This window comes from Chitinophagaceae bacterium (assembly GCA_016710165.1).
Classification (GTDB): domain Bacteria; phylum Bacteroidota; class Bacteroidia; order Chitinophagales; family Chitinophagaceae; genus Ferruginibacter.
Genome location: JADJLJ010000001.1, coordinates 1,848,202 through 1,864,219, shown reverse-complemented (window position 1 = coordinate 1,864,219; position 16,018 = coordinate 1,848,202). Strand labels below are relative to the sequence as shown.

At 46.9% G+C, this 16,018-nt stretch carries 14 protein-coding genes and 2 pseudogenes; 7 read left to right on the top strand and 9 right to left on the bottom strand.

The features are described 5' to 3' along the window. Positions 1–2: 2 nt before the first annotated feature. From IPJ02_08110 to crtI, 3 genes are all read right to left on the bottom strand, one after another. Entirely contained in the window at positions 3–1,298 is a 1,296-nt protein-coding gene (locus IPJ02_08110) for an ABC transporter permease (GenBank protein ID MBK7375509.1), read from the bottom strand. Further along, a complete protein-coding gene (locus tag IPJ02_08105; GenBank protein MBK7375508.1) occupies positions 1,298–2,050 on the bottom strand; it encodes an ABC transporter ATP-binding protein in 753 nt (250 codons plus the stop codon). The genes IPJ02_08110 and IPJ02_08105 overlap by 1 nt, the downstream gene beginning before the upstream one ends. Positions 2,051–2,391: 341 nt before the next feature. Further along, positions 2,392–3,867: a phytoene desaturase gene (gene crtI / locus IPJ02_08100; protein MBK7375507.1), complete on the bottom strand. Its 1,476-nt coding sequence runs from the start codon at positions 3,865–3,867 to the stop codon at positions 2,392–2,394. Positions 3,868–4,082: 215 nt separating this feature from the next. On the opposite strand from crtI, the pseudogene IPJ02_08095 reads away from it, so the two are divergent. Continuing rightward, a pseudogene (locus IPJ02_08095) lies at positions 4,083–5,004 on the top strand (DUF72 domain-containing protein). On the opposite strand, the gene IPJ02_08090 reads toward IPJ02_08095, so the two are convergent. Beyond that, positions 5,001–6,272, bottom strand: coding sequence for a Y-family DNA polymerase (locus IPJ02_08090; GenBank protein ID MBK7375506.1), 1,272 nt, complete (start codon positions 6,270–6,272; stop codon positions 5,001–5,003). The pseudogene IPJ02_08095 and the gene IPJ02_08090 sit on opposite strands and share 4 nt — an antisense overlap. A gap of 30 nt (positions 6,273–6,302) precedes the next feature. Then, positions 6,303–6,734 (bottom strand): translesion error-prone DNA polymerase V autoproteolytic subunit, encoded by a 432-nt coding sequence (gene umuD / locus IPJ02_08085; protein ID MBK7375505.1) that lies wholly within the window; start codon positions 6,732–6,734, stop codon positions 6,303–6,305. A gap of 124 nt (positions 6,735–6,858) precedes the next feature. Here umuD and IPJ02_08080 point away from each other — a divergent pair, with 124 nt between their 5' ends. Further along, positions 6,859–7,470: a hypothetical protein gene (locus IPJ02_08080; GenBank protein ID MBK7375504.1), complete on the top strand. Its 612-nt coding sequence runs from the start codon at positions 6,859–6,861 to the stop codon at positions 7,468–7,470. Here IPJ02_08080 and IPJ02_08075 read toward each other — a convergent pair. Then, positions 7,453–8,172: an SOS response-associated peptidase gene (locus IPJ02_08075; protein MBK7375503.1), complete on the bottom strand. Its 720-nt coding sequence runs from the start codon at positions 8,170–8,172 to the stop codon at positions 7,453–7,455. The two genes, IPJ02_08080 and IPJ02_08075, sit on opposite strands and share 18 nt — an antisense overlap. A 263-nt stretch (positions 8,173–8,435) precedes the next feature. On the opposite strand from IPJ02_08075, the gene IPJ02_08070 reads away from it, so the two are divergent. From IPJ02_08070 to IPJ02_08050, 5 genes are all read left to right on the top strand, one after another. After that, positions 8,436–9,050, top strand: a complete 615-nt coding sequence (locus tag IPJ02_08070) for a 2'-5' RNA ligase family protein (protein MBK7375502.1) — start codon at positions 8,436–8,438, stop codon at positions 9,048–9,050. 95 nt (positions 9,051–9,145) lie between these two features. Next, positions 9,146–10,255: a PA0069 family radical SAM protein gene (locus IPJ02_08065; protein ID MBK7375501.1), complete on the top strand. Its 1,110-nt coding sequence runs from the start codon at positions 9,146–9,148 to the stop codon at positions 10,253–10,255. A 44-nt stretch (positions 10,256–10,299) separates the two neighbouring features. After that, positions 10,300–11,754: a phosphotransferase gene (locus IPJ02_08060; protein ID MBK7375500.1), complete on the top strand. Its 1,455-nt coding sequence runs from the start codon at positions 10,300–10,302 to the stop codon at positions 11,752–11,754. 39 nt (positions 11,755–11,793) lie between these two features. Continuing rightward, positions 11,794–12,144 (top strand): four helix bundle protein, encoded by a 351-nt coding sequence (locus IPJ02_08055; protein ID MBK7375499.1) that lies wholly within the window; start codon positions 11,794–11,796, stop codon positions 12,142–12,144. A 27-nt stretch (positions 12,145–12,171) separates the two neighbouring features. Further along, positions 12,172–12,897, top strand: a complete 726-nt coding sequence (locus tag IPJ02_08050; protein ID MBK7375498.1) for an NTP transferase domain-containing protein — start codon at positions 12,172–12,174, stop codon at positions 12,895–12,897. 45 nt (positions 12,898–12,942) lie between these two features. Here IPJ02_08050 and IPJ02_08045 read toward each other — a convergent pair whose 3' ends face one another. The 3 genes and pseudogenes from IPJ02_08045 to IPJ02_08035 all read right to left on the bottom strand — a co-directional run bounded on the left by IPJ02_08045 (position 12,943) and on the right by IPJ02_08035 (position 15,672). Beyond that, the gene (locus tag IPJ02_08045) at positions 12,943–14,298 is read right to left on the bottom strand and encodes an efflux RND transporter periplasmic adaptor subunit (GenBank protein ID MBK7375497.1); all 1,356 of its coding nucleotides are present in this window, start codon (positions 14,296–14,298) and stop codon (positions 12,943–12,945) included. 91 nt (positions 14,299–14,389) lie between these two features. Next, positions 14,390–15,094 carry a TolC family protein gene (locus tag IPJ02_08040; protein ID MBK7375496.1) on the bottom strand — a complete coding sequence of 235 codons (705 nt, stop codon included), beginning with the start codon at positions 15,092–15,094 and terminating at the stop codon, positions 14,390–14,392. After that, a pseudogene (locus tag IPJ02_08035) lies at positions 15,034–15,672 on the bottom strand (TolC family protein). Before IPJ02_08035 ends, IPJ02_08040 begins: the two are co-directional and overlap by 61 nt. Between the last annotated feature and the right edge of the window lie 346 nt (positions 15,673–16,018).

The window sequence follows — 16,018 nt, the reverse complement described above, 5'->3', positions numbered from 1 at the left end:
GCTTACACGGATCTTTTTTTACGGTTTGCAATGGATGAAATGGTCATGGTTACCAAAAAGAATAATACCAGTTTAACGGCTTCTGAAAGAATATCAGCTACGTCACCCCCTCTTAAAAAGAGTTTATAGAATCCTTCCAGCGACCAGTTGAGCGGCGACCAGGCACTGATATTACGCATCACTTCGGGCATTACATAGCTGGGAACCCAAATACCCCCCAATGCCGATAATAAAAGTATGGAAAGTGAGCCCATGATGGCAGCCTGGTGTTCGGTGCTGGCCAGGGTACCTACCATTACACCATAACCGGTTGCGGCAAATGCGGTGGCAAGGGTTAAAATAAAAATGCCGGCCATGCTGTTCCCTATCACAAGGGCGGGCAAACCAAGCATGGGTAAAAATACCTGCCCTACCGAAAGCATCAGTAAGAACTGTATCAGGCATACGATCACATACACGATGATCTTGCCGTTCACCAGGAGCAGGTAAGGGGTGGGCATGGTATGCAGGCGGAAAACACTTCCTTCATTCTTTTCCTTGAGTATGCTGCTCGAAAGGGGGATGGCGATAAAGAACATGGCAAAGATGGTCCAGGCAGGCACGTTGTGCTGTACGGCATTGGGAACGATCTTGTCTTCCGATTTGGAAGCATACACTTCTTTATAGGTTATGATCTGCGATCTTTTATAAGAATTTTTCGGGGCGTTGTTCTTATCCGGGATGACCTCGGCCACCTGGTCAGCGAATGTCTGGAACATGATCTTTGTTTTAACTTCGGAGATGAACTCCCGCAGGTTGCTGGTGACAGAAATAAGAAAGGACTTTTTTGCAACCGGGTCTATCAGGATGGTGATCTCTACCGAATCCTGTGGCTGCATTATTGTTGTTGCAGCCGTATCTTCACTGTTCAGTGTTTCACTCACCAGGCGGGTCACGTTTTTGCGGATCGCTTCTGTGGCACCTTTTGGAATTACAATGCCCACCAGGAACCTGCCTTCCTGCACCGCTTTCTGTGCAAGATCAGCAGTGGCGGGTTTTCCGTCGATCAGGTCGCTCACATAACAAAGGTCGTTGTCCCGCAGTCCCTGCCCGATCAGTATGCCCAGCGAATCATGGTCATTATCTACAAATACAACTGGGATCCCTTTCTCATTCATGGTCTTAAAGGCCGAGTCCTGTACCAGGGTCATTACAAAGATGAGTACCATGGGCATCAGGAACAGGATAGACAACCCGACCTTATCACGCAGGAGAAGCAGGGTCTCTTTTTTTACCGTTGCCAATAGTTTTGTCATCATCAGTCTCTGAGTTTTCTTTTGGTCAGGTTCAGGAACACGGTTTCCAGGTTGGCGGCGCCGGGATTCCTGCTGATCAGTTCAGCGGGTGTGCCCTGTGTAAGTATCTTACCATGATCAATAATGGACACCCTTGTACAAAATGTTTCTGCTTCTTCCATGTGGTGCGAAGTGTATATGATGGTGGTGCCTTCCGCGTTGATGTTCTTTAAGTGGTCAATGATCACGTTGCGGCTGTGAACATCCACACCAACCGTGGGTTCGTCCAGGAACAGGATCCTGGGACTGTGTAATATCCCGGCGATGAGGTTCACCCTCCGCTTCATGCCACCGGAATAGGTGGATATCTTTCTACTGGCTGCATCCGTCAATCCCAGCTTATCCAGCCAGGAACCGATCCTGTCTTTGAGTTCTTTTCCATGCAGGCCATACATGCTTCCGTAAAATTCAAGGTTCTCCCGGGCGGTCAGCGTAGGGTATAATGCGATGTCCTGGGGCACAACGCCAATGATCTTTTTGATGGAAGCAGATTCCGTATGCAGGTCTTTTCCTTCTATCATCACTTTCCCGCTGGTAGGGGCAAACAGGCCGCAGAGAATGGAGATGGTGGTTGTTTTGCCTGCACCATTCGGGCCAAGTAACCCGAAGATCTCGTTGCGGTAAATGGAAAAAGAAATTCCGTTCACCGCCGGCTCCGTAGCATTTTTAAAGGTCTTGGTAAGGTTCTCTATCTCTATGATCGCCGTATTGTTCATGTTTTGCCGCCCCCGTTCCGCCTCCATGACTGCCCCTGCCCCCATCCCCTAAAGGGGAGAACTGACATTTGACAGTGGTAACCGGTTAAATATAATAAAGCGGGTTTCATTTTTGTTTTATAATAAAGTGCCGCAAATTTAATCTAAATAAGCAGCCTTGGGCCAATAATTTATTTGATGTTTTGGTATAGGAAAATTATTGAACATTTGAACCACAACTTGTCCCGCCATCGGCGGGATAGGCAGGAAAGACAGGTTATACCACATAGCTAACCACATAGACCATATCTATGTTTCCTATGTGCCTATGTGGTTCAATCCAACTTATAAGTGGTTCAACCCTATTTGATCAGGTTCGTAGTGATCTTCGCCGATAATAGGCAAAGCGGGATGCTGGGACCGGGGTGAACACTCCCGCCACAGAAATAAAGATTTTTTATATCCTTTGAAAAATTGGCATGGCGTAAAAATGCAGCAAACTTGTTATTGGAACTGTTGCCATAAATGGCGCCGAAAGCGCTGGATGTCCTGCTTTCGATGATCCTTGGGTCAAAAACCATTTCGGTCTCTATCAGCGGCCGGATATCTGTTTTAAGTATCCGGTTTGCTTTCCGGATCATGTGTTCCCTTGCTTCGGCAATGAATGCATCCCAGTCCTGCCCCTGGTTGTTGGGCACGTTGATGAAGGCAAACCAGTTCTCACAGCCGGGAGGGGCGTCGGTGGGCGTATGTTTACTGGTGATGTTCACATAGATGGTAGGGTCGTGGTAGATCGATTTTTTCCGGAAGATGGTATCAAATTCGGCTTCATAGTCATCGGCAAAGAAAATATTGTGCAGTCCCAGTTGTTTGAATTCGTGTTTGATGCCCCAGTAAAAAATGATGCCGGAACTTGACTTTGGCTGGTCCAGCGTTTTGGCCGGTCCTTTGATGCCGGGCATTAATTTTTTATAGCTGTTGTATACATCCATATTGCTGATGACCACATCAAATCGTTCAGCCCCTTTATCGGTACGTACACCTACAGCTTTTTTATTTTCGATCAGTATTTCCCTCACGGGGGTGGAGTAATTGAACTGTATGCCTATGTCTTTACCCAGTTTGGCCAGGGAGGCTGTGATGCTGACCATGCCGCCCCGGGGATAATAGGCTCCTTTCATGATCTCCACGTGGGCGATCACATTCAGGGTGGCGGGCGCCAGGAAGGGGCTTGAGCCGTTGTAGGTGGAATAGCGGTTGAATATCTTTACCATCCGGGGATCCTTGAATGCCTTCTGGTTGGCGCCATTCATGGTATCAAAGGCGCCGATCTTGCCGAAGTTGAGGAAGCCGCGGAAGACGGGCCAGGTAAAAAAGTTCTTCAGCTTATGCAATGAGTTCTGGAGGAACACTTCTTCTGTTAACCCGTAAATTGTTTTTGTTTTCTCAAGGTGCCGGGCGATGTCTTCCTTGCTGTCGGTTGTTTTCAGAGCCATCTGTTCAGCAAATTTTTCTTTGCCGTGGTATGCGTCCAGCATGCTGCCGTCTTCAAAGAAATACCGGTAAACGGGGTCGAGTTTTATATAATTAAAATGGTCGCGGGGGTTCTTGCCCGACATCTCAAAAAGTTCGTCCACGTAGTGTGGCATGGTGAAAACCGAGGGGCCCATGTCGAAGCGGTACCCGTCTTTTGATTCGCTGCTGCATTTGCCTCCGGGGAAGGAGTTTGCTTCAAATACGGTCACTTTATATCCTTTGTTGTGCATGCGTATGGCTGCTGCCAGTCCCGATACGCCGGAGCCGATAACGGCACATGTATTCTTATTCGCTGTGGTCATAGTTATATTGTTGCATGCAAAATTAACGGATTTGGCGGATTGGGGTTTTGGAAAAGGGAGCAGGCCATGGTTCGTCTCATGGGTCACCGTAGATGCCAAATCCAGCCGTGGTTCGTGTCTCCACGGACCACTTCACTGATAGCTTCATAGAAATGAATCGTGGCGTATTTTGAAAACATCGGCTTAATTTTATTGTCATAACTAAAACAAAGCGCATGGATTTTGGAAGGGTACCTGCTGAAGAACTCGGTAATATTGATTTCAGGCTTGCGGCCGAACCTTCATTTAATAAAGTTATTTTAAAAGGCCGGCCGGTAAAAGATCCCCAAGGTATACATCGGTTGTGCCAAATGGGGAAGAACGGAGTGGCTGGGGAAGATATATCCCCCTAAAACTAAAGAGAAGGATTTCCTGGATCATTATGTACATCATTATAACAGCATTGAACTGAACGCCACACACTACAAAGTGTATGGAGAAGCCGGGATTTAAAAATGGACAGCGAAGGCGGCAGGGAAGGATTTTAAGTTTTGTCCCAAGATGTACCAGGGCATCACCCACCGCGGGAGCCTGAAGGGAAAGAATTTCATCATCAATGAATTCTTCCGGGGCATCGTTGCTTTTGAAGAGTGGCTGGGCCCCATATTCATACAGGTAAGTGAAACCTTTTCCCCGAAACGGAAAGATGAGTTGTTTGAATTCCTGCAAACCATGCCCACCAACCTACAGTTTTTTATGGAACTAAGGCATCCCGACTGGTTTAAAAAACCCGCGATCAGCAATGAGCTTTTTACCAGGCTGAAGGAAATGAATATCGGCGCTGTGATCACCGACACGGCGGGGAGAAGGGATTGTGCACACATGCATCTGACGGTTCCGAAAGTATTTATCCGTTATGTTGGCAACAGTCTTCATCCAACTGATTTTACGCGGATAGATGACTGGGTAGACAGGATGAAATACTGGTTGGATAATGGAATGGAAGAATTGTATTTTTTCATGCATATGCATGATGAAGCTACCTCGCCTGAACTTACGGTTTACCTGGTTGATAAGATGAATGCAGAACTGGGGTTGGATCTGATCAAGCCGCGGTTCGTTGAGGAGGGCAACAAACAAAGAGGGTTATTTGATTAGTGCACTTCAAATAATTCATCCCAACGTGTGGTATACCTGGGACTTCTCAGTTCCTGCCGCATTTTCCAGTCACGCTTTGTTCCGGCAGCAGCAAATTTTATCACATCATTCCGCATACTGAAATTCACGTTGTCGATCATCTTCATCAGCTTCTTTTCATGGGGGTGCAGCGATTGCTCAAATATATTAGCCTGCACGGAATCATCGGGTACAATGCCGCTCAGTATCACGCCGGCCTTCAGGTACCTGCTTCCCTTGCTGTAGAGCCTGTCAACCAGCGGCAGGGCATGTGCAATGAGCATATGGGTAAGCGAACTGGCAAAGGGGAGGATGGTATAGGCAGAGCGGGAGGAAGGCTTGTATTCATAGCTGCTGCCCTGGTCGTTGGTCACAACAAAAACGCTGATGGTATTGGCGGCGCTTCCCTGGCGCCTTAGTTTTTCTGCCGCCCGGGTAATATATGTTGCAACGGCTTCCCGGATCTCCCGTACCTCGTAAACCGGTTTGCCGAACATCCGGGTGGTGGCGATCATTTTCTTTGTTTCCAGCGGATCCTTCATTTCAATGCATGGTTCGCCCCGCAGTTCCTTGATGAGCCGTACGCCCACTACCCCGCCAAGTTTTTTCCTCGCCCATTCCTCGCTCATGTTGCGCAGGTCCCAGGCCGTATTGATATTGTACAGGTGTAATTTTTTGGCGCCAGCGCCACCCACGCCCCAGATGTCTTCCACCTGGGTCTTCTGCAAGGCATGCATCTGCTGTTCGGGTGTTTGCAGTATCATCACGCCCTTTGTTCCAGCCTTGTCTTTTTTTGCCAGGCGGTTGGCCACTTTCGATAATACCTTGGTGGGGGCCACACCGATGGAGACCGGGATGCCCGTCCACAGTTCGGTGGTGTGTTTTACGAAAAGCGAATATTCATACAACTGGTTCTCATCGATGCCGGTGAGATCAAGAAAGGATTCATCTACAGAATATACTTCCACATGCGGCGAGAGTATGCGTAATGTTTCCATCACCCGCCAGCTCATGTCGCCATACAAATGATAGTTGCTGGAAAAGACCGCTACGTTGTTCTGTTCAATTTCTTTTTTATGCTGGTAATAGGGCCCGGCCATCTGTATGCCCAGGGCCTTTGCTTCATCGCTTCTTGATACGATGCAGCCGTCGTTGTTGCTTAATACCACCACCGGTTTTCCATGCAGGGAGGGTTTGAATACCCGTTCACAGGCGGCATAAAAACTGTTACAGTCCACAATTGCTTTCATACATCTTTCTTTTACACGCCATGCACCCGGTCAGGTGGCATGGATCACATAAGTGACCACGCCCCATATGGTCATGTCGCTGTATTCACTTATCTCGATCGGGGCAAGCTTTGTTGTTTCCGGAACAAGCCGCACCCGGTTCAATGTTCTTTCAAGCCGCCGGATCAGCATCTCTCCGTCGAGTACGGCAATGACGATCTTACCGCTCACGGGTTTCAGCGAGCGGTCAACGATGACGGTATCGCCGTGGTGAATACCGGCATTGATCATGCTGTTGCTGGTGACCTTCATGAAAAAGGTGGCGGGTTTATTCCGGATGATCTGTTCATTGAGGTCGATGCCCCGTTCCATGTAATCATCCGCGGCGGCGCCAAACCCCGTGGCATTGGCCGTGGGTACATCCAGTTGTTTGAACTCCTTGCTGCCGCGATAGCCTGCGGCAAAAAATTTTTCTACTTCCATGATCATATATTTTACAGGTAAGCCCCCGGGAAAGGGAAAATTATTCTTGGAAAATCTAAATAGTTTAGTAAATTTATGCTAAATAATTTGGGAAACAAATTTTTCATTTCAAGAACTGTTCAGTATGGAAAAGCCATTCCGTTTGCCGGGGGTTCATGTATATGAGTACCTGCTGGTGATCGACATACCCGCAGCATTAAGGGAAAGGATAGAGGCTGAGCGGGGCATCCTCGCAGCCGGTTATTCTGTTACCCAGCCACAGGCCGGGAGGCCAAATGTATCCCTGGCCCGGTTCAGCGCCATGAAAATGGCTGAAGAACGGATCATTCATAAGCTGCAAATGATCGCCGTGGATGAAAAACCGTTCATGATCGAACTGCAGGATTACGGCGGCTATCCCATGCATGCCATTTTTATCCGGATAGCCAACCAGCAAAGGGTATTGCAACTCATCAAAAACATGAAACAGGCCAGGCGATTGATGAGGTCGGGGGGAGAAGACCCTTATTTTTTACAGGACCCCACGATCCCGCTGGCGGCCAGGCTGCAAAAAGAAAAATATACAGAAGCGATGAAGGAATACCAGCATAAGAAATTCAGCGGCCGGTTCATGGCAGATTCCTTTCTTTTGATAAAACGGTTAAAGGAAGAAAAAAAATATACAGTGGTAAAACGTTTTGAGTTTGCATGTCTGCCGGTTTCAAACGGGCAGGGCTCATTATTCAGCCAGGGCTAATTCTGGATAGATAAAGGGTTCCAGCACTTCGGGTACATTGGGGTCTTCGGTACGGGAAGTGATGCGTTTGCTGATGGTATGGTTTTGCATCCCTGTATCGGGGTAGGGTTTCAGCAAAGACATGATCTTTTCCTTCGGCAGACCGGGCTTTAGCCATTGTTTGTATTGTGCGGGAGCAATGATCACCGGCATCCGTTGTTTGCTGTTGTGGATCCTTGCCAGCATCGGGTTGGCATCCGTAGTGATTATGGAGAACGTATCGAGGTGTTCGCCGGTCTCTTTATCCGTCCAGGATGAATAAATGCCTGCGAAACAAAATGCGGTCTTTGACCTCATATAAATGTAATGCGGGTATTTCTTTTTTTGAAAGTCCATCCATTCAAAAAACCCGTCGGTAACGACCAGGCACCGGCTGTTGGTTATATAAGAACGGAAGGAAGGTTTTTCAAAAAGGGTCTCTGCACGGGCATTTAAGGTCTGGGCTCTTAGTTTATCTGCATCGGCTTTTGTCTTTACCCAATGCGGTATCAAACCCCAATGGAACAACTTGATCTTGCCGGGTTCCTGTTGCGTTATGACGGGCATTTGCGGGAAACTGAAACCATTGACATAGTGCACCGGCTGCCAGTCATCATCCCATGTTACACCTAACTGGATCTCCAGTTCAGTTCTTTCTTTGGTTAAGGAATAATGGAAACACATAGTGATGTAAAGTATAAAGTTATCATGTTATACTATTGAAAAGGCCCTTGATTTTTTAGAGTGCTACAGATCAGGGAACTGAATTTGAGTTTACAGTAGTACAAAAGTGTAATCAGGGAACCGTCCCGGATTCGGGGTGTAATCGAATTCGGGGCTCCTTTTTTGGAGAAGCAAAAAAGTAAAAGAGAGAAACTTAGAAAATGGACTGAAATAGTGCATTAACTTTTTATTTATCAATAACACAACAAGTTAAAGTTATAATTATGAAAAGCAATAGCAACAACTTACCGGGGTATAAAGTTTCTGAATACAAACTGGTACTGGAGCCGCATGAGGAATTATGCCAGAAGATCATGCACAGCAGGAAAAATTTCAGCGAAAAATACAAACCGGAAAAACCATTGTATGGGAAACCCTTTGTTACCCTGGTAAATTTTCAACAGATCGAGATGCTCGAGTCCAGGATCATCCACCGGCTGAAGCTCATCGCCATGGGATACCACCCCATCAAAATTGAACTGAAGGATTACGGCAGTTTTCCCAGCCATACCATCTATATAAATATCACCAGTAAAATACCGGTGCAGACTTTAGTAAAACAGGTACGGACGGAAACGCAACGGCTGATGAAACTGAATGATGAAAACAAGCCTCATTTTATCCTGGAACCTCATTTAACCATCGCCCGTAAACTCCAGCCCTGGCAATACGAACAGGGATGGCTGGAATACAGCCACAAGCATTTTACCGGCCGGTTCATTGCCTCAGGCATGTTACTGCTGAAACGCCCGGTTGGCGAATTGAAATATGAGATCGTACAGCGCTTTGAATTTGAGAACCTGCCGGTAGGTACAAAGCAGGGAGAATTGTTCATCTAGATTTTACCACGAAGCACACAAAGCAAAACACAAAGATCACAAAGGCTCTTTGTGTACTTCGGGCATCATTCTTCGTGTCCTTTGTGGTTAGAAAAATGGAAAATAAACTGAAACAAGACCATTACAAAGTAAAGGCAACAGAACAACAGGAAAAAACTCAATACAAAACAGGTCGTGGCGCACAGATCAACACCAAAAACCGGTTTCTCAAAAATGAGACGACCAAAGAACACATAGAAGCCATTGACGACTGGGAAGAAACGGCCCTGCAAACACAATACATCGAAACACATCCCAAAACCATTGTGAATAAAGTGGAAAGCCCCGATGTGGGCATGAGCTACAGCATGAACCCCTATGCCGGTTGCGAACACGGATGCATTTACTGCTATGCCCGTAATGTGCACGAGTACTGGGGTTACAGCGCCGGGCTTGACTTTGAACAAAAGATACTGGTGAAAAAAAATGCACCGCAGCTGCTGCGTAAATTCCTGGCGCACCCGAAATGGGATGCCACCCCCATCATGTTAAGCGGCAATACCGATTGCTACCAGCCGGCAGAACAAACGTACCGGTTAACGAGGGGGTTACTGGAAGTATGCAACGAATTCAACCAGCCGGTGGGCATTCTCACCAAAAACAGCTGGATACTGAAGGACAAGGATGTATTGCAGGAAATGGGTAAAAAACAGATCGTATCCGCCATGGTATCCATCACCTCGTTCAATGAAGACCTGCGGCGCACCATGGAGCCACGTACCACTACTGCCCAACAGAAATTAAAGGTCATCAACGAACTCAGCAGCGCCGGCGTACGCATGGGCATCATGATGGGCCCGATGATACCGGGGCTGAATGAACACGAGATGCAGCGCATCATGAAAGCAGCAGCTGATAACGGGGCAACATTCACGGCATACACATTCATCCGCTTAAATGGCGCCATCAAATTTTTATTTCACGATTGGTTGTATAAGAACTTCCCCGACCGGGCTGATAAAGTATGGCACCTGATCGAACAAAGTCACGATGGAAAAGTAAATGACACCCGCTGGGGCACACGCATGCGGGGCGAGGGAAGCATTGCGCAGATGGTAGCGCAGCAGTATAAAAAATACGGCAAGCTGTATAAGATGAATGCAGAAGAATGGAGCCTGGACCGGAGTAAGTTCCGGGTGCCGGGCGGACAGGGGAGGTTGTTTTGAAAGCATCGGATAAAATATTCTATTTTTACTGCCAACCATCCTACATGCAGGCAGTAAAAGAAGACATAGAAAAACTTTTTCAACAATTCAGCAAGGATCCCATCACCGCTATTGATAAACTTCCCCAGGCGGGAAGTGAACGGCATTATTTCCGAATTTATACAGCGGAAAAAACCTTTATTGCCACCTATGGCCTTAACCTGAAGGAAAATGAAAGCTTCATTTATTTCTCCGCTCATTTTAAGAAGAAGGGGTTGGCGGTACCTGAAATATTCTGCATCAACAGGGATAAGAATATTTATATACAGGAAGATTTTGGCGATGTGTCGCTGCTGAACCGGCTGGAAGCGGAAGGCTTTACGGATGAAGTGTATGCGCTGTATAAAAAGAGTTTATCCCAACTGGTATTGCTGCAGGTGAAGGGCCACGAAGAACTGAATTATAAAAAATGCCTTACCAACAGCGCTTTCGGCAAACAGGCCATCCTGGCCGACCTGTTGTATTTTAAATACTACTTCCTGGATGCACTGCGCAGGCCTTATGACAAACAAAAACTGCTGGAAGATTTTGAGGCGCTGAGTAATTACCTGTCGCATACCGAGTATAAATATTTTATGTTCCGTGATTTCCAGAGCAGGAACATCATGGTAACAGCAGACGGGGGCGTGCATTTTATCGATTACCAGGGCGGCATGAAAGGGGCCCCGCAATACGATGTGGCTTCCTTACTCTGGCAGGCCCGGGCAAACCTGCCGGACGAATGGAAACAGGGACTGCTGGAACATTACATGAACGAGTTTGAAAAAGTTACCGGCGAAAGTATTGACCGGGATACATTCCGCAGCCAGTACAACGGCTATGTGCTCATCCGCCTGCTGCAGGTGCTGGGCGCTTATGGCTTCCGGGGCCTGTTTGAACGCAAGGCACAGTTCCTTACCAGCATACCACTGGCCCTGAGTAATTTGAAATGGTTCTTTAATAACCAGACCATGGGCATAGCGGTGCCGGAGTTCAAAAAAGTACTGGAAATATGTGTGAGCAATGAAGTGATCGATGCATTCACGCCAGTGCAGGCAACGGCAGAAACGCCGTTGATCGTTACCATCAACAGTTTTTCCTATAAAAAAGGGATCCCGCCGGATGCTTCTGAGAACGGCGGCGGTTATGTTTTTGACATGCGGGGCATTTTAAATCCCGGCAGGATCGACGTATATAAAACGCAGAGCGGGCTCGACAAGGCCGTAAAGGATTTCCTGGAACAGCAAACGGATATGCCGGTTTTCTTAAATGCCGTTTTCAGTATCATTGATATCTCGGTTACCGATTACATCAAGCGGGGCTTCAGCAGCCTGATGATCAACTTTGGCTGCACGGGCGGCCAGCACCGCAGCGTGTTTGCTGCCGAAGCACTCGCAAGGCATCTCCGGAACAAGTTCAAGGTAAAGATCAATTTAAATCATACTAATAAAGAGAACTGGGTTGTGAAAGAAGGTTCATAGTTCATAGATAATAGTTCATGGTAAAGTAAATAATTTAAGATGGCATTTAGGTTTGAAGAACTTAAAGTCTGGCAAATTGGACTGCGCCTGAGTAATGAAATTGATATTTTGACAAAGAAGTTTCCAAAGGAAGAATTATATAGTCTATGTTCCCAGATGAAAAGAGCGGCTGATTCTGTAGTTTTAAATATTGCTGAGGGCAGCACCGGTCAGTCAAAAGCAGAATTTAAACGTTTCCTTGGAATTGCCTTACGGTCTGCCATTGAGGTGGTGTCTTGCCTTTTTATTTCGCAATCAAGAAAATATATTGATGATGCAGATTTTAAAAAGTACTATGATGAATATGATGTATTATGCAGGATGATCACAAAACTGCGATCTTCTATTTAAGCTGCTATGAACCATGAACCATCACCCATGAACATTTCAAAAGCCATGATCTTCTCCGCCGGCCTCGGCACCCGCTTCAAGCCATGGACGGATAAACATCCCAAGGCACTGGCATTGGTGAACGGCAAATCCCTGCTGCAACGTAATATTGAATATCTGCAGAAGTACGGGATCACAAATGTGGTGGTGAATGTTCATCATTTTGCCGGTCAGATCATTGAGGCGGTGAAAAAAAATAAAGGATGGGGCAGTCATGTTGTGATCAGCGATGAAAGCGATGAAGTGCTGGAAACAGGCGGTGGTTTAGTAAAGGCCAGGGCCCTGCTGGAAGGAGACGAACCCTTTATTACGCTGAATGTAGATATCCTTACCGACCTGGACATAAATGACCTGCTTGCATTTCACCAGCAGCATAAACCGCTGATCTCGTTTGGGGTAACCAGCCGGCAAACGTCCCGGTATTTTTTGTTTGACGAAAACAACCGCTTGTGCGGGTGGAGGAACATAAAGACCAATGAAGAGATCATTTCTGTGAACAGGCCCGGCCTGGTTCAGAAAGCATATAGTTGTGTAGTGGTATTTCAACCGGAAGTATTTGGCTTGATAAAACAAACGGGCAAATTCTCGCTCACCGAGACCTATCTCGACCTGGCAAAGGATAACCTCATCCTTGGTTATGACCACAGCGGGGATAAGCTGGTTGATGTTGGTAAGCCGGAAAGCGTTGCGGTTGCTGAAAAATTATTTCCATAAAAAATGCCCCCGTACGAGGGGCATTTTACCATCAGTTGAATGGGGTTATTTTTTCTCAAACAATTCCTTCTTATCCACCACTTTCACTTTTTTGCCTGTTTTTAATGTCTTGCTCACTACATCATATGGCCCAGTAACCACTTCTTCGCCTTCTTTCAGGCCTTCCGTTATTTCGATGTAGTTGATGTCCTGTATATCGGTCTTCACTTTCTTCTTGCTCACCTTTCCCTCTTTGTCAATGATGAAGACCACCACTTCCAGGTCGTCGTCGGTTTCGGATGCCGGCTTCAGGCTGGATTCCTCATCAGCTTTTTTCTTATCTGTTTTCAGGCTGTCGTTCTTGTCCCTTGTAGTTACCGCGTTGATGGGAACACTCATTACATTGACATGCGTTTTGGTCTGGATATCGGCATTGGCGCTCATGCCGGGGCGGAAAGGAAATGCCCCTTTGCCTAAAAGATCTTTATAACTTTCCGGCAACAGGCGGATATAAACCTTGTACTGGGTAACATCCGAAGAAGTGCTTGCCAATGCACTTTGGGTGGCCGCACCGTTATTGCTGCTGGCGATCTGTGTAACAATACCTTTGAACTTACGGTCGGTATATGCATCTACATCAATGAGGGCGCTGTCGCCCAGCTTTACTTTCGGCACATCATTTTCTCCCACATCAACCCGTATTTCGATCTTGGCCATATCTGCAATACGCAGCATTTCGGTACCACTCATCAGGTTGCTTCCCACAACCCGTTCTCCCTGTTTTACATTCAGCAGGCTCACCACGCCGTCCATCGTTGCGATCACAGCTGTCCGGCTCAGGTCCTTGTTTGCTTTCTCCAGGCTGGCCCGGGCGCTTTGCACACTTGCCTGCCCGCCACGGATACCCTGCAGGGCCGCATTATAATTCGCCTTGCTGCTTTTTAAATTGGCGTCTGCTACCTCAAATTCACTTTTGCTGATCACTTTATCATCAAACAGTTTCTTTTGCCTGTCGTAGGTCTTCTGTGCCTGCTCCATCTGTGCTTTCAGGGCATCGATGGCTGCCTGTGAATTCGCCACCTGTGCCTGCGTTTGTTCTACGCCGCTGGCTGCCTGGTTGCGCTGGATATTGTATATGTCGGCATAGATCCGGGCCAGCACCTGTCCTTTCTTTACCGAATCACCTTCCTTCACATTCAGTTCGGTGATCTCACCGCTGATGTCGGGGCTTATCTTAACTTCTATCTCCGGGTAGATCTTTCCGCTGGCATTCACGATTTCGGTAATGGTGCGTTTCTGCGCCTTTTCTGCAGTAACCTTTATCCCTTCGTCTTTACCAAAAACACCGGCTTTGGAAAGTACCACCATCAGCACCAGTAATATCCCCACACTTATCAATATCCATTTTAGCGACTTGCTCATATAAAATTCGGTTTACGGTTTGTAGTTTGTTGTTTTATAAAAGTTCCTGAGTAATTATAAGCCAGGTTCCCCCTTCAGGGGGCGGAGGGGCCTATAGTTTCAGCCCCTGGCCTTTATAAAATTCAAGCACTTTCATTTTAAACACATAATCAAACTGGTTCAGTGCATTTTCCAGTTTGGCCCTGAAAACATTATTCTGGTTGGTGATCAATTCAAAGGTCGACATCAGGCCCACTTCGTAACGCTTCAGGGCAAAACCATAGGTACGTTCCGTGGTCTCCAAACTCTTCCTGCCTGCATTATATTTCTGCAGCGCCACCATGGCCGCATTGTAAGCCTGGTATATGTTCTGTTTCAGGGTTTGGTTGTCGAGGTCTTTCTGCAGTTGCAGGCTTCTTATGTTGATCCTGCTTCTTTCGTATGCTGCTTTTGTATTGTATCCATTAAAGATGGGAACACTCAGGCTAAGGCCAAGCGATTGACGGAAATTTCTATTAAACTGGTTACCAAACGCATCAGTTCTTGAGTAACCAATTTTGGCTCCCGTACGTCTGCAGGGAGTAAACATCATAATCAGGATTGTTCCCTTTAATCTGTTTTGAATCCGGTGGGGCAATAAATTTTGATATCCGGTTATATCATTGGTGCTGCTGTTAGAACCACTGAGACTGCCAAAAGCAGATAAAGTCGGGTACAAATTTCCCCGGGCAGCAGCCGATGTTTTTGTGGCGGCTTTTATCTTAAAATCATTGAATTTTGCTGCGGCATATTGGCAATGGCCAGCGCATAAACAGATTCGGGTTGCAGGTCGGCTATTTTTTCTACCGGTATCTTATCCACCGGCGGCGTATCTATTTCAAAGGGAGTGGCAGCATCAAGCGCCATATAAGCCTTGATGGTTAAAATGTTTTGCTGTACCATTCCTTTGGCGCTTATCAAAGTAGAACTGTCTCTTGCCACCTGTGCTTCCAGTTCCGCTGCATTCAGTTCAGGCAGGGCGCCGGCATCAACCAGCTTGCGGGTATTGTTTAACTGCGCCTGCGATTGCTGAAGCTGAACGGCTGCTATTTTTTCCTGCTCCTTTGCCAGCAATATCTGCAGGTAGGCATTGGCAACGGTAAGGGCAATATCATTTTTCAGTTTATCGGTATTTGCTTTAGCTGCCTGCAGTTCCCATTCGTTGGCAGCAATGGTATTGCGCTTGCTGAACCAGTTAAAGATCTCGGCACTGCTTTGCAACTGCATATTGGCCGAATAATAACTCTGGGTGATGAGACTGAAAGAAGTGGGGTCCTGGTTGCGGCCGCTGTTGTAGCCGAGTTGCCGCTGAAATTCAAATTCGGCAACTGGCCCAGTTTGCTTTGTTTCAGCTGCAACGCGGCGATCCGGGTTTGCAGGTCGGTTTGTTTGACCGAGATATTATTGGTCATGGCATATTCTACGCATCTTAACAGGTTCCATTTTTCCTGTGTTTTGGCAGAAGTGGAAATACCCAATATAACGATGAGGAGATGATATTTGTAACGCATACAACAAAAATATGCCACTTCCTTTTGTAAAGCGGTAAAAGGCATTTTATCAGGCCGTACGGGCGATTTGGCGCTTCCATCCTGTGGACCCCGGGAAGATTATTTTGACGGCTGCCTTCCGGCTTTCAAATATTGACCGGTTCCACGGTAGAAAGCTGCACTCCCAACGGAGTATATAGGGACATATAGCG